Raw genomic sequence first — 15386 nt, forward strand, 5'->3', positions numbered from 1 at the left:
GCTAATTTAACAAAAATACAGCATCACGCAGTCTTACGCCGTATAATGAACCGCATACAGAGAGAGCTTGACTAACTGCATGAAATACAACGATCTACGCGACTTCCTGGAACTGCTGGAAAAGCAGGGCGAACTCAAACGTATTACCCTGCCTGTCGATCCTTATCTGGAGATGACAGAGATTGCCGACCGCACCCTGCGTGCCGGTGGGCCAGCGCTGCTGTTTGAAAATCCGAAAGGCTACACCATGCCGGTGCTCTGTAACCTGTTTGGCACACCCAGGCGTGTGGCGATGGGGATGGGGCAGGAGGATGTCAGCGCGTTGCGTGAAGTAGGTAAGCTGCTGGCTTTTCTGAAAGAGCCTGAGCCACCAAAAGGTTTTCGCGATCTCTTTGATAAGCTGCCGCAGTTTAAGCAGGTGTTGAACATGCCGACCAAACGGCTGCGTGGTGCCCCCTGCCAGCAGAAAATCGTGGAAGGCGATGCGGTCGATCTGACCCGAATTCCCATCATGCAGTGCTGGCCAGAAGACGCCGCCCCGCTGATCACCTGGGGCCTGACCGTAACGCGCGGGCCGCACAAAGAGCGCCAGAATCTTGGGATCTACCGTCAGCAGCTGATCGGTAAAAACAAACTCATTATGCGCTGGCTGTCGCACCGCGGCGGCGCGCTTGATTTCCAGGAGTGGTGTGCTGCGCATCCGGGCGAACGCTTCCCGGTCTCCGTGGCGCTGGGTGCCGATCCGGCCACTATACTCGGCGCAGTGACGCCGGTGCCCGACACGCTGTCGGAATATGCCTTTGCCGGGTTACTGCGTGGCACCAAAACCGAAGTGGTGAAGTGCGTTTCTAACGATCTGGAAGTGCCCGCCAGCGCTGAAATCGTCCTCGAAGGCTACATCGAAGCTGGAGAGATGGCCCCGGAAGGGCCGTATGGCGACCACACCGGCTATTACAATGAAATAGACAACTTCCCGGTATTTACCGTGACGCACATTACCCAGCGGAAAGATGCGATTTACCACTCCACCTATACCGGCCGTCCACCAGATGAACCTGCCGTACTGGGCGTGGCGCTCAACGAAGTGTTTGTGCCTATTCTGCAAAAACAGTTCCCGGAGATCGTTGATTTCTATCTGCCGCCGGAAGGGTGCTCTTATCGCCTGGCGGTAGTAACCATTAAGAAGCAGTATGCGGGTCACGCTAAACGGGTGATGATGGGCGTATGGTCTTTCCTGCGCCAGTTTATGTATACCAAGTTTGTGATCGTTTGCGATGATGACGTCAACGCCCGAGACTGGAATGACGTAATCTGGGCCATTACCACCCGTATGGATCCGGCACGCGATACCGTGTTAGTCGAAAACACGCCAATTGATTACCTGGATTTTGCCTCGCCGGTTTCCGGTCTTGGCTCAAAAATGGGACTGGATGCCACCAATAAATGGCCCGGCGAAACCCAACGTGAATGGGGTCGACCGATCAAAAAGGATCCTGAGGTGACTGCGCGAATTGACGCGATCTGGGATGAACTGGCCATAATGAATAACGGTAAAGACGCCTGAATGCGCCCGTTATGCCCTATAGACTTCCCGACAGAGAGAGCGAATGACAACCTTAAGCTGTAAAGTGACCTCGGTAGACGCTATCACCGACACTGTATATCGCGTCCGTTTAGTACCTGAATCGGCGTTCTCCTTCCGCGCTGGCCAGTATTTGATGGTGGTGATGGATGAACGGGATAAGCGCCCTTTCTCAATGGCCTCCACGCCGGATGAGCAAGAGTTTATCGAGCTGCACATTGGGGCGTCGGAGCTCAACCTGTATGCGATGGCGGTGATGGATCGCATTCTGAAAGAGAACGTGATTGAAGTTGATATGCCTCACGGGGAAGCCTGGCTGCGCGATGACGAAGAGCGTCCGCTCATCCTGATTGCCGGCGGCACCGGTTTCTCCTACGCGCGCTCTATCCTGCTGACGGCGCTGGCGCGTAATCCGGACCGGGATATCACCATCTACTGGGGTGGCCGCGAGTCGAAGCACCTTTACGATCTGTCCGAGCTGGAAGCGCTGAGCGTGACCCATCCAAACCTGCGCGTTGAGCCGGTGGTGGAGCAGCCGGAAGAGGGATGGCGCGGCCGCAGCGGCACCGTGTTAACGGCGGTATTGCAGGATCATGGCACCCTGGTAAATCACGATATCTATATTGCCGGTCGTTTCGAAATGGCGAAAATTGCCCGTGACCTGTTCTGCAACGAGCGTGGCGCGCGTGAAGATCGTCTGTTTGGCGACGCATTTGCCTTTATTTGAGATGAAAAAAACCCGCCCCTGACAGGCGGGAAAACGGCAACTAAAACTTTCCCCGTCATCATTCACGCTGCCTCTTTGTTGGCTGCCTTTGCTCACCCCGGTCACATAGTTAACTATGCTCCCGGGGATTCGCGCAGTTGCCGCCGCGATGCAACGCGAATGATTTAGGGGAATATTCTTCGATTACACCCTCTCAAACACCGTCGCGATCCCCTGACCCAGGCCGATACACATAGTCGCCAGACCAAACTGAGCATCTTTACGTTCCATCAGGTTAATCAGCGTGGTGCTGATACGCGCCCCGGAACAGCCCAGCGGGTGACCCAGCGCAATGGCGCCGCCGTTGAGGTTAATCTTCTCGTCGATCTGATCCATCAGGCCCAGATCCTTAATGCACGGCAGGATCTGCGCGGCGAAGGCTTCGTTCATCTCGAACACGTCGATATCGCTGGTGGAAAGCCCGGCTTTTTTCAGCGCCAGCTTTGAGGCCGGTACCGGGCCGTAACCCATAATCGACGGATCGCAGCCCACTACCGCCATCGAGCGGATACGGGCGCGCGGCGTCAGACCCAGCTCGCGGGCGCGGCTTTCGCTCATGACCAGCATGGCGGCAGCGCCATCGGAGAGGGCGGAAGAGCTGCCCGCCGTCACGGTGCCGGTCACCGGATCAAAGGCCGGTTTCAGCGTGGAGAGCGCTTCAACGGTGGTTTCTGGACGGATCACTTCGTCGAAGTAGAACTGTTTCAGCACGCCATCGGCATCGTGGCCGCCCGTCGGCAGGATCTCATTTTTGAAGGCGCCGGACTGCGTCGCGGCCCAGGCACGGGCGTGCGAGCGGGCGGCAAAGCTGTCCTGCATTTCACGGCTGATGCCGTGCAGACGGGAGAGCATCTCTGCCGTCAGCCCCATCATGCCCGCGGCTTTCGCCACGGTACGGCTCATGCCGGGATGAAAATCGACGCCGTGGCTCATCGGCACGTGACCCATGTGTTCCACACCGCCAATCATGCACACCTGCGCGTCGCCGGTCATGATCATGCGTGCCGCATCGTGCAGGGCCTGCATCGACGAACCGCACAGGCGGTTGACGGTGACAGCCGGTACTGAGTGCGGGATTTCCGCCAGCAGCGCGGCGTTACGGGCAATGTTAAAACCCTGCTCCAGGGTCTGCTGTACGCAGCCCCAGTAGATATCGTCCAGCGCGGTGGCTTCCAGCGCCGGGTTGCGCGCCAGCAGGCTACGCATTAAATGTGCGGAGAGATCTTCCGCGCGCACGTTACGAAATGCGCCGCCCTTCGAACGGCCCATCGGGGTGCGAATTGCATCGACAATGACAACCTGTTCCATTGTGACTCCTTAAGCCGTTTTGATTGCGCCAACCGGACGGGCAGGCTCAACCGGGGGATAGTACGCTTCGTTGTGACGCGCTTTGGCACGCAGACCTTCCGGGGCGTGATACAGCGGGCCGAGATGCTCGTACTGTTGCGTCATATCCAGATAGCGGGCGCTGCCGAGCGTATCCAGCCAGCGGAACGCGCCGCCGTGGAACGGAGGGAAGCCCAGGCCGTACACCAGCGCCATATCGGCTTCCGCCGGGCTGGCGATAATGCCCTCTTCGAGACAGCGCACCACTTCATTGACCATCGGGATCATCATGCGGGCAATGATCTCTTCGTCGCTGAAATCACGCTTCGCCTGGCTGACCTCTGCCAGCAGGCTGTCCACGGTGGCATCTTCCTCTTTCTTCGGTTTGCCCTTGCTGTCTTCTTTATAACGCCAGAAGCCGAGGCCGTTTTTCTGACCGTAGCGATTCGATTCAAAGAGTGCGTCGATGGCATCGCGGTAATCTTTCTGCATCCGCGCCGGGAAACCAGCCGCCATTACTGCCTGGGCGTGATGGGCGGTATCAATGCCGACAACATCCAGCAGATAGGCCGGGCCCATTGGCCAGCCAAACTGTTTTTCCATCACTTTATCGATCTTGCGGAAATCCGCCCCGTCGCGCAGCAGCTGGCTGAAACCGGCAAAGTAGGGGAACAGCACGCGGTTGACGAAGAAGCCCGGGCAGTCATTCACCACAATCGGGGTTTTGCCCATCTTGCTGGCCCACGCCACCACTTTGGCGATCGTTTCATCGGAGGTCTTTTCTCCGCGAATCACTTCAACCAGCGGCATACGGTGTACCGGGTTAAAGAAGTGCATACCGCAGAAGTTTTCCGGGCGCTTCAGCACGCAGGCCAGTTCGCTGATTGGTATGGTAGAGGTGTTGGATGCCAGCACAGTCTCCGGGCGAACCTTCTCTTCAGTTTCCGCCAGCACCGCTTTTTTCACTTTCGGATTTTCAACTACCGCTTCGACGACCACATCCACGCGATCGAAACCGCTGTATTCCAGCGTCGGATGAATAGTAGAGATCACCCCGGAGAGCTTCAGACCGTCGATCTTGCCGCGCTCCAGCTGTTTGTTCAGCAGCTTGGCCGCTTCCGTCATGCCCAGCGTCAGGGATTTGTCGTTGATATCTTTCATGACAACCGGCACGCCTTTCCATGCCGACTGATACGCAATACCGCCGCCCATAATGCCCGCACCCAGCACCGCAGCCTGTTTTGGCGTCTCAACGTTTTTAGTCAGCTGCTTCGCTTTGCCCTTCACGAACTGATCGTTGAGGAAAATACCCACCAGGGCACGCGCTTCGTTGGTGTGAGCCAGCGGAACGAAACTTTGGTTTTCTAATTTCAGTGCTTCGTCACGGCCCAGACGTGCGGCGGCTTCGATGGTTTTCACCGCGGTGATGGGCGCCGGATAGTGTTTACCCGCCGTCTGCATCACCATGCCTTTGGCAATGGTGAAGCTCATGGTGGCTTCAATTTTACTTAAGTGCAGCGGCTCCAGTTTCGGCTGGCGTTTTGCTTTCCAGTCGAGATCGCCGTTAATCGCCTGGCGCAGTATCGCCAGTGCCCCTTCATGAAGTTTTTCCGGCTTAACGACGCCATCCACCAGACCGAGTTTTAACGCCTGATCGGCACTGACATCTTTACCCGCGGCAATAATTTCCAGGGCGCTATCGGCACCCAGCAGGCGCGGCAGACGTACCGAGCCGCCAAAGCCCGGCATGATGCCCAGCTTCGTTTCAGGCAGACCAATGCGCAGATCCGGCGTCGCCAGACGATAATCGGTCGCCAGCACGCATTCACAGCCGCCACCCAGCGCATAGCCATTAACCGCAGAAAGGGTCGGGACCGGCAGATCTTCCAGACGGTTAAAGACGCTGTTAGCGAAATGGAGCCACTGGCTCAGCTGCTCCTGTGGTACCAGGAACAGCGAGAGGAATTCGGTGATGTCTGCGCCGACGATAAATGCCGCTTTTTCGGAACGCAGCAGCAGACCTTTTAAGTCGGATTGCTTTTCAAGTACATCCAGCGCCTGGCCAAGGCTGGCCACGGTTGCGGTATCAAGCTTGTTCACTGAGCCGGGGGCGTCGAACACCAGTTCGGCAATGCCACCTTCCAGCCAGTCTACGTACAGGGTGTCGCCTTTGTAGAGCATGTCGGTCTCCTGAATCCAGCAATTGGATCTGGTCATACCAGATGATTCGGAGTGTGGGATTTGTGTTAATGAAATGCAAATTACTCATTAAATAATTGTAGGCCTGATCACGATCGGCGGAGATCACGCAGCCTTTCTGAGGTGTGCTAAGATGCGGATACTTGAGGTCAAAACGAAAGGAAGAACGATGGACTCACTGGCCGCGCTGTATAAAAATCATATTGTTACGTTACAGGAACGTACCCGCGACGTACTGGCTCGCTTTAAGCTGGATGCTTTGCTCATCCACTCCGGGGAGCTGTTTAATGTCTTTCTCGACGATCACGCCTATCCCTTCAAGGTGAACCCGCAATTTAAAGCTTGGGTGCCGGTAACCCAGGTTCCCAATTGCTGGTTGCTGGTGGATGGCGTGAACAAGCCGAAACTGTGGTTCTACCTGCCGGTGGATTACTGGCACAACGTGGAACCGCTGCCGACCTCCTTCTGGACGGAAGATATTGAGGTAATCGCCCTGCCGAAAGCGGACGGCATTGGCAGCCAGTTACCTGCTGCTCGCGGCAACATTGCCTATATTGGCCCGGTGCCGGAACGTGCGCGCGGTCTGGAGATCGCCGCCGATAACATTAACCCGAAAGGCGTTATCGACTATCTGCACTACTACCGCTCCTATAAGACCGACTATGAGCTGGCGTGCATGCGTGAAGCGCAAAAAACCGCGGTCAACGGTCATCGTGCGGCACACGAAGCCTTCCTGTCCGGCATGAGCGAGTTTGACATTAACCTGGCTTACCTGACGGCCACCGGCCATCGTGATACCGACGTGCCCTACAGCAACATCGTGGCGCTGAATGAGCACGCGGCGGTGCTGCACTACACCAAACTCGATCACCGCGCGCCGTCCGAAATGCGCAGCTTCCTGCTGGATGCCGGTGCGGAGTACAACGGCTATGCCGCTGACCTGACCCGTACCTGGGCCGGGAACAGCGATACCGAGTTCGCCCAACTGATCAAAGATGTGAATGAAGAGCAGCTGGCCCTGATCGCCACGATGAAGGCCGGGGTGAGCTACGTGGATTACCACATTCAGTTCCATCAGCGCATCGCGAAGCTGCTGCGTAAGCACCAGATCGTCAGCGATATGAGCGAAGAGGCGATGGTGGAAAACGACCTTACCGGGCCCTTTATGCCGCACGGGATCGGTCATCCGCTGGGTCTGCAGGTTCATGATACCGCTGGCTTTATGCAGGATGACACAGGAACACATCTGGCGGCGCCGTCCAAATATCCTTACCTGCGCTGCACCCGCATCCTCCAGCCGCGTATGGTGCTGACCATCGAGCCGGGCATCTACTTTATAGAGTCGCTGCTGGCGCCGTGGCGTGAAGGGCAGTTCAGCAAACACTTCAACTGGCAGAAAATCGAAGCGCTGAAGCCGTTTGGTGGGATCCGTATCGAAGATAACGTGGTGATCCACGAGAACGGTACTGAAAACATGACGCGAGATCTGAAGCTGGCGTAATGGAAAGCTGGCTCATACCGGCAGCGCCGGTCACCTTTACGGAAGAGATCAAGAAAAGCCGTTTCATCACGCTGTTGGCGCATACCGACGGCGTGGAGGCGGCGAAGGCGTTTGTAGAGTCAGTAAGAGCGGAGCATCCCGACGCCCGCCACCATTGCGTGGCGTGGGTGGCCGGGCCGCCTGACGACTCGCAAAAGCTCGGGTTCTCGGATGATGGTGAACCGGCGGGCACGGCGGGCAAACCCATGCTCTCTCAGCTCATGGGCAGCGGCGTTGGCGAAATCACCGCCGTCGTGGTGCGATACTACGGCGGCGTGTTACTGGGGACGGGTGGGCTGGTCAAGGCCTATGGCGGCGGCGTCCAGCAGGCGCTTAATCAGCTGACGACTATCCGCAAAACGCCACTTACCGAATATACTTTATTGTGCGATTACGCCCAGTTATCCGGCATCGAGGCCTTGCTAAAGCAGTATCAGGGCCTGATCGTACACAGTGACTACCAGGCGATGGTGCACTTGCGGGTGGCATTACCCCAGGCGGCGCTTCCGGCATTCTCAGCAAAACTGGCTGATTTTAGTCGTGGTTCGTTGCAATTGCGGCCGATTGAAGAATAATCCCCACCCTACTTATTGAATACCAAAGGAAGCGGCAGAGATGCATTTTCGTGCCATAACCCGAATTGTTGGATTGCTGGTCATACTTTTCTCCGGGACGATGATCCTCCCGGGACTGGTAGCGCTTATTTATCGGGATGGTGCGGGCCGCGCCTTTACGCAGACCTTTTTCGTCGCGCTGATGATTGGCTCCCTGCTATGGTGGCCTAACCGCCGTCAGAAAGGGGAGCTGAAATCCCGGGAAGGTTTCCTGATCGTGGTGCTGTTCTGGACCGTGCTGGGCAGCGTGGGGGCATTACCCTTCATCTTCTCGGAACAACCCAACCTGACGATCACCGATGCCTTCTTCGAATCCTTTTCCGGGCTGACCACCACCGGAGCCACCACCCTGGTGGGGCTGGACTCATTACCTCATGCCATCCTTTTTTACCGGCAGATGCTGCAATGGTTCGGCGGTATGGGGATCATCGTATTAGCCGTAGCTATCCTGCCAATATTGGGCGTCGGGGGGATGCAGCTCTACCGTGCCGAAATGCCGGGGCCGCTGAAAGATAATAAAATGCGCCCGCGTATTGCCGAGACGGCCAAAACGTTATGGCTGATCTATGTTCTGCTGACGGTCGCCTGTGCGCTGGCGCTGTGGTTCGCCGGGATGCCAGCCTTTGATGCCATTGGCCATAGTTTTGCGACCATCGCCATTGGTGGGTTCTCAACCCATGATGCCAGCGTCGGCTATTTTGACAGCCCTACAATCAATACCATCATTGCTATCTTCCTGCTTATCTCCGGCTGTAACTACGGCCTGCACTTCTCGCTGTTAAGCGGCCGTAACCTGAAGGTGTACTGGCGCGACCCGGAGTTCCGCATGTTCATTGGCGTGCAGCTGACGCTGGTGGCTATCTGTACCCTGGTGCTGTGGCTACACGATGTCTATGACTCGGCGGTCACCACCCTTAATCAGGCTTTCTTCCAGGTGGTATCGATGGCGACCACCGCAGGGTTCACCACCGACAGTATCGCGCGCTGGCCGCTCTTCCTGCCTGTGCTGCTGCTCTGTTCGGCCTTTATCGGCGGCTGTGCCGGTTCGACGGGCGGTGGCCTGAAGGTGATCCGCATTCTGCTGCTCTTTAAACAGGGGAACCGCGAGCTTAAGCGTCTGGTACACCCGAATGCGGTTTACAGCATCAAACTGGGCAACCGCGCACTGCCGGAGCGTATTCTGGAGGCGGTGTGGGGCTTCTTCTCTGCCTACGCGCTGGTCTTTATCGTCAGCATGCTGGCGATCATCGCGACGGGCGTGGATGACTTTTCGGCGTTTGCCTCCGTGGTCGCCACACTGAACAACCTGGGGCCGGGCCTTGGCGTGGTCGCAGACAACTTTGCCAGTATGAACCCAACCGCGAAGTGGATCCTGATTGCCAATATGCTGTTCGGGCGTCTTGAGGTCTTTACGCTGTTGGTTCTCCTGACACCAACATTCTGGCGCGAATAAGGGAGCCGTTTGTGAAAACATTAATTCTATTTTCAACGCGCGACGGGCAGACGCGGGAGATTGCCGCTTTTCTGGCTTCTGAGTTAAAAGAGCAGGGTATCTATGCGGATGTCGTCAATCTGAACCGCACAGAAGAGATTGCGTGGCAGGAGTATGACCGCGTGGTGATTGGCGCCTCGATTCGTTACGGTCATTTCCATCCTGCGGTGGATCGCTTCGTGAAAAAGCATACGGCAATGCTGAATAGCCTGCCTGGCGCTTTCTACTCTGTGAATCTGGTGGCGCGTAAAGCGGAAAAGCGCACGCCGCAAACCAACAGCTACACGCGCAAGTTTTTACTGAACTCACCCTGGAAGCCAACTGCCTGTGCTGTCTTTGCGGGGGCGCTGCGTTATCCGCGCTACCGCTGGTACGATCGCTTTATGATTCGCCTTATTATGAAGATGACAGGCGGCGAAACGGATACCCGTAAAGAGGTGGTCTATACCGACTGGTCCCAGGTCTCCAGTTTCGCCCGGGAAATTGCGCAATTAACCCGCAATTCGCGGCATTAATAGTCGCAAAGGTCGAAAAGTAAGCGAACGGAAAACTTTTTAAGATTTCTGCTTGTCACCGTCAGATAACTCCCTATAATGCGCCACCACTGACACGGAACAACGGCAAACACGCCGCCGGGTCAGCGGGGTTCGGTAAGAACCTCACGGAGAAAAGCGAAAATAATCGCTTGACTTTGAGGCGGGGAAGCGTAATATGCACACCCCGCGCCGCAGCGAAAAAGCGAAGCGGCACTGCTCTTTAACAATTTATCAGACAATCTGTGTGGGCACTCAAAGTGACATGGATTCTTAACGTCCTCGGACGAAAAATGAATACCAAGTCTCTGAGTGAACACGTAATTCATTACGAAGTTTAATTCACGAGCATCAAACTTAAATTGAAGAGTTTGATCATGGCTCAGATTGAACGCTGGCGGCAGGCCTAACACATGCAAGTCGAACGGTAGCACAGAGAGCTTGCTCTCGGGTGACGAGTGGCGGACGGGTGAGTAATGTCTGGGAAACTGCCTGATGGAGGGGGATAACTACTGGAAACGGTAGCTAATACCGCATAACGTCGCAAGACCAAAGAGGGGGACCTTCGGGCCTCTTGCCATCGGATGTGCCCAGATGGGATTAGCTAGTAGGTGGGGTAATGGCTCACCTAGGCGACGATCCCTAGCTGGTCTGAGAGGATGACCAGCCACACTGGAACTGAGACACGGTCCAGACTCCTACGGGAGGCAGCAGTGGGGAATATTGCACAATGGGCGCAAGCCTGATGCAGCCATGCCGCGTGTATGAAGAAGGCCTTCGGGTTGTAAAGTACTTTCAGCGAGGAGGAAGGCATTGTGGTTAATAACCGCAGTGATTGACGTTACTCGCAGAAGAAGCACCGGCTAACTCCGTGCCAGCAGCCGCGGTAATACGGAGGGTGCAAGCGTTAATCGGAATTACTGGGCGTAAAGCGCACGCAGGCGGTCTGTTAAGTCAGATGTGAAATCCCCGGGCTCAACCTGGGAACTGCATTTGAAACTGGCAGGCTTGAGTCTTGTAGAGGGGGGTAGAATTCCAGGTGTAGCGGTGAAATGCGTAGAGATCTGGAGGAATACCGGTGGCGAAGGCGGCCCCCTGGACAAAGACTGACGCTCAGGTGCGAAAGCGTGGGGAGCAAACAGGATTAGATACCCTGGTAGTCCACGCCGTAAACGATGTCGACTTGGAGGTTGTGCCCTTGAGGCGTGGCTTCCGGAGCTAACGCGTTAAGTCGACCGCCTGGGGAGTACGGCCGCAAGGTTAAAACTCAAATGAATTGACGGGGGCCCGCACAAGCGGTGGAGCATGTGGTTTAATTCGATGCAACGCGAAGAACCTTACCTACTCTTGACATCCAGAGAACTTGCCAGAGATGGCTTGGTGCCTTCGGGAACTCTGAGACAGGTGCTGCATGGCTGTCGTCAGCTCGTGTTGTGAAATGTTGGGTTAAGTCCCGCAACGAGCGCAACCCTTATCCTTTGTTGCCAGCGGTCCGGCCGGGAACTCAAAGGAGACTGCCAGTGATAAACTGGAGGAAGGTGGGGATGACGTCAAGTCATCATGGCCCTTACGAGTAGGGCTACACACGTGCTACAATGGCGCATACAAAGAGAAGCGACCTCGCGAGAGCAAGCGGACCTCATAAAGTGCGTCGTAGTCCGGATTGGAGTCTGCAACTCGACTCCATGAAGTCGGAATCGCTAGTAATCGTAGATCAGAATGCTACGGTGAATACGTTCCCGGGCCTTGTACACACCGCCCGTCACACCATGGGAGTGGGTTGCAAAAGAAGTAGGTAGCTTAACCTTCGGGAGGGCGCTTACCACTTTGTGATTCATGACTGGGGTGAAGTCGTAACAAGGTAACCGTAGGGGAACCTGCGGTTGGATCACCTCCTTACCTTAAAGAACCTGCCTTTGTAGTGTCCACACAGATTGTCTGATAGAAAGTAGAAAGCAAGACGGCTGCGAAGTCGTGACACCTCGTGTCCCCTTCGTCTAGCGGTTAGGACTCCGCCCTTTCACGGCGGCAACAGGGGTTCGAATCCCCTAGGGGACGCCACTTGCTGGGTGTGAGTGAAAGGCACAACCAATCAGTATCTCAAAACTGACTTCAGAGTCATGTTTGAGATATTTGCTCTTTAAAAATCTGGATCAAGCTGAAAATTGAAACGACACACTGTGTCTGTTCTCCGTAATAAGAACAGAAATGCGGTGTGTTCGAGTCTCTCAAATTTTCACAACACGAAGTGAAACAGCTTCGGGTTGTGAGGTTAAGCGACTAAGCGTACACGGTGGATGCCCTGGCAGTCAGAGGCGATGAAGGACGTGCTAATCTGCGAAAAGCGCCGGCGAGGTGATATGAACCCTTGACCCGGCGATGTCCGAATGGGGAAACCCAGTGCAATTCGTTGCACTATCGTTAGCTGAATACATAGGTTAACGAGGCGAACCGGGGGAACTGAAACATCTAAGTACCCCGAGGAAAAGAAATCAACCGAGATTCCCCCAGTAGCGGCGAGCGAACGGGGAGCAGCCCGGAGTCTGAATCAGCTTGTGTGTTAGTGGAAGCGTCTGGAAAGTCGCAGGGTACAGGGTGATACTCCCGTACACGAAAGCACACTTGCTGTGAACTCGAAGAGTAGGGCGGGACACGTGGTATCCTGTCTGAATATGGGGGGACCATCCTCCAAGGCTAAATACTCCTGACTGACCGATAGTGAACCAGTACCGTGAGGGAAAGGCGAAAAGAACCCCGGCGAGGGGAGTGAAAAAGAACCTGAAACCGTGTACGTACAAGCAGTGGGAGCACCTTCGGGTGTGACTGCGTACCTTTTGTATAATGGGTCAGCGACTTATATTCTGTAGCAAGGTTAACCGTATAGGGGAGCCGAAGGGAAACCGAGTCTTAACTGGGCGTTAAGTTGCAGGGTATAGACCCGAAACCCGGTGATCTAGCCATGGGCAGGTTGAAGGTTGGGTAACACTAACTGGAGGACCGAACCGACTAATGTTGAAAAATTAGCGGATGACCTGTGGCTGGGGGTGAAAGGCCAATCAAACCGGGAGATAGCTGGTTCTCCCCGAAAGCTATTTAGGTAGCGCCTCGTGAATTCATCTCCGGGGGTAGAGCACTGTTTCGGCTAGGGGGCCATCCCGGCTTACCAACCCGATGCAAACTGCGAATACCGGGGAATGTTATCACGGGAGACACACGGCGGGTGCTAACGTCCGTCGTGAAGAGGGAAACAACCCAGACCGCCAGCTAAGGTCCCAAAGTCATGGTTAAGTGGGAAACGATGTGGGAAGGCACAGACAGCCAGGATGTTGGCTTAGAAGCAGCCATCATTTAAAGAAAGCGTAATAGCTCACTGGTCGAGTCGGCCTGCGCGGAAGATGTAACGGGGCTAAACCATGCACCGAAGCTGCGGCAGCGACACTATGTGTTGTTGGGTAGGGGAGCGTTCTGTAAGCCTGCGAAGGTGTGCTGTGAGGCATGCTGGAGGTATCAGAAGTGCGAATGCTGACATAAGTAACGATAAAGCGGGTGAAAAGCCCGCTCGCCGGAAGACCAAGGGTTCCTGTCCAACGTTAATCGGGGCAGGGTGAGTCGACCCCTAAGGCGAGGCCGAAAGGCGTAGTCGATGGGAAACAGGTTAATATTCCTGTACTCGGTGTTACTGCGAAGGGGGGACGGAGAAGGCTATGTTGGCCGGGCGACGGTTGTCCCGGTTTAAGCATGTAGGCGGAGGTTCCAGGTAAATCCGGTACCTTGTTAACGCTGAGGTGTGATGACGAGGCACTACGGTGCTGAAGCAACAAATGCCCTGCTTCCAGGAAAAGCCTCTAAGCATCAGGTAACACCAAATCGTACCCCAAACCGACACAGGTGGTCAGGTAGAGAATACCAAGGCGCTTGAGAGAACTCGGGTGAAGGAACTAGGCAAAATGGTGCCGTAACTTCGGGAGAAGGCACGCTGATATGTAGGTGAAGCCCCTGCGGGTGGAGCTGAAATCAGTCGAAGATACCAGCTGGCTGCAACTGTTTATTAAAAACACAGCACTGTGCAAACACGAAAGTGGACGTATACGGTGTGACGCCTGCCCGGTGCCGGAAGGTTAATTGATGGGGTCAGCGGCAACGCGAAGCTCTTGATCGAAGCCCCGGTAAACGGCGGCCGTAACTATAACGGTCCTAAGGTAGCGAAATTCCTTGTCGGGTAAGTTCCGACCTGCACGAATGGCGTAATGATGGCCAGGCTGTCTCCACCCGAGACTCAGTGAAATTGAAATCGCTGTGAAGATGCAGTGTACCCGCGGCAAGACGGAAAGACCCCGTGAACCTTTACTATAGCTTGACACTGAACACTGGTCCTTGATGTGTAGGATAGGTGGGAGGCTTTGAAGCGTGGACGCCAGTCTGCGTGGAGCCGTCCTTGAAATACCACCCTTTAATGGCTGGTGTTCTAACGTAGACCCGTAATCCGGGTTGCGGACAGTGTCTGGTGGGTAGTTTGACTGGGGCGGTCTCCTCCTAAAGAGTAACGGAGGAGCACGAAGGTCAGCTAATCCTGGTCGGACATCAGGAGGTTAGTGCAATGGCATAAGCTGGCTTGACTGCGAGAGTGACGGCTCGAGCAGGTGCGAAAGCAGGTCATAGTGATCCGGTGGTTCTGAATGGAAGGGCCATCGCTCAACGGATAAAAGGTACTCCGGGGATAACAGGCTGATACCGCCCAAGAGTTCATATCGACGGCGGTGTTTGGCACCTCGATGTCGGCTCATCACATCCTGGGGCTGAAGTAGGTCCCAAGGGTATGGCTGTTCGCCATTTAAAGTGGTACGCGAGCTGGGTTTAGAACGTCGTGAGACAGTTCGGTCCCTATCTGCCGTGGGCGCTGGAGAATTGAGGGGGGCTGCTCCTAGTACGAGAGGACCGGAGTGGACGCATCACTGGTGTTCGGGTTGTCATGCCAATGGCACTGCCCGGTAGCTAAATGCGGAAGAGATAAGTGCTGAAAGCATCTAAGCACGAAACTTGCCCCGAGATGAGTTCTCCCTGACCCTTTGAGGGTCCTGAAGGAACGTTGAAGACGACGACGTTGATAGGCCGGATGTGTAAGCGCAGCGATGCGTTGAGCTAACCGGTACTAATGAACCGTGAGGCTTAACCTTACAACGCCGAAGCTGTTTCGGTGGGTTTGAGAGATTTTCAGCATTGATTCAGAGTTAAGTACACAATAGTTTGCGCAGCAGCAAGGCGGCAAGCGAAGGAAAGGAAGGAGCATACTGAAGTATGTGACTGACTTTACGAGCGCGGCCAACGCGGCTGATG

At 55.5% G+C, this 15386-nt stretch carries 8 protein-coding genes, 1 tRNA gene and 2 rRNA genes; 9 read left to right on the plus strand and 2 right to left on the minus strand.

The genetic code is table 11. From position 1 onward, the window contains the following. Positions 1-79: 79 nt before the first annotated feature. Both ubiD and fre read left to right on the plus strand, forming a co-directional pair. A complete protein-coding gene (gene ubiD / locus ACT3IC_RS10695) occupies positions 80-1564 on the plus strand; it encodes a 4-hydroxy-3-polyprenylbenzoate decarboxylase (protein ID WP_159340433.1) in 1485 nt (494 codons plus the stop codon). A gap of 43 nt (positions 1565-1607) precedes the next feature. Beyond that, positions 1608-2309 (plus strand): NAD(P)H-flavin reductase, encoded by a 702-nt coding sequence (gene fre / locus ACT3IC_RS10700; RefSeq protein WP_103825360.1) that lies wholly within the window; start codon positions 1608-1610, stop codon positions 2307-2309. A gap of 183 nt (positions 2310-2492) precedes the next feature. On the opposite strand, the gene fadA is transcribed toward fre, so the two are convergent. Next, complete coding sequence (gene fadA, locus ACT3IC_RS10705; protein ID WP_336997053.1) at positions 2493-3656, minus strand: acetyl-CoA C-acyltransferase FadA; 1164 nt, start codon at positions 3654-3656, stop codon at positions 2493-2495. A gap of 9 nt (positions 3657-3665) precedes the next feature. Beyond that, the gene (gene fadB, locus ACT3IC_RS10710) at positions 3666-5855 is read right to left on the minus strand and encodes a fatty acid oxidation complex subunit alpha FadB (RefSeq protein WP_473478909.1); all 2190 of its coding nucleotides are present in this window, start codon (positions 5853-5855) and stop codon (positions 3666-3668) included. A 187-nt stretch (positions 5856-6042) separates the two neighbouring features. Between fadB and pepQ the strand changes: the two genes are divergently transcribed. The 7 genes from pepQ to ACT3IC_RS10745 all read left to right on the plus strand — a co-directional run bounded on the left by pepQ (position 6043) and on the right by ACT3IC_RS10745 (position 15226). Next, complete coding sequence (gene pepQ, locus ACT3IC_RS10715; RefSeq protein WP_103825363.1) at positions 6043-7374, plus strand: Xaa-Pro dipeptidase; 1332 nt, start codon at positions 6043-6045, stop codon at positions 7372-7374. Beyond that, positions 7374-7988 carry an IMPACT family protein gene (locus tag ACT3IC_RS10720; protein ID WP_263950163.1) on the plus strand — a complete coding sequence of 205 codons (615 nt, stop codon included), beginning with the start codon at positions 7374-7376 and terminating at the stop codon, positions 7986-7988. Before pepQ ends, ACT3IC_RS10720 begins: the two co-directional genes overlap by 1 nt. 40 nt (positions 7989-8028) lie before the next feature. Then, the gene (gene trkH / locus ACT3IC_RS10725) at positions 8029-9480 is read left to right on the plus strand and encodes a Trk system potassium transporter TrkH (RefSeq protein WP_103177409.1); all 1452 of its coding nucleotides are present in this window, start codon (positions 8029-8031) and stop codon (positions 9478-9480) included. 11 nt (positions 9481-9491) lie between these two features. Continuing rightward, positions 9492-10034: a menaquinone-dependent protoporphyrinogen IX dehydrogenase gene (hemG, locus tag ACT3IC_RS10730; RefSeq protein WP_103177408.1), complete on the plus strand. Its 543-nt coding sequence runs from the start codon at positions 9492-9494 to the stop codon at positions 10032-10034. Between the two features lie 377 nt (positions 10035-10411). Beyond that, positions 10412-11951: ribosomal RNA gene (locus ACT3IC_RS10735) — 16S ribosomal RNA — on the plus strand. A gap of 87 nt (positions 11952-12038) precedes the next feature. Beyond that, positions 12039-12113 (plus strand) — tRNA-Glu (locus ACT3IC_RS10740). 209 nt (positions 12114-12322) lie between these two features. Then, a 23S ribosomal RNA gene (locus tag ACT3IC_RS10745) occupies positions 12323-15226 on the plus strand. The 16S and 23S rRNA genes sit together here with 1 tRNA gene alongside, the layout of an rRNA operon. Positions 15227-15386 lie beyond the last annotated feature (160 nt).

It is taken from the genome of Leclercia sp. GHBNCSD (genome assembly GCF_055805075.1).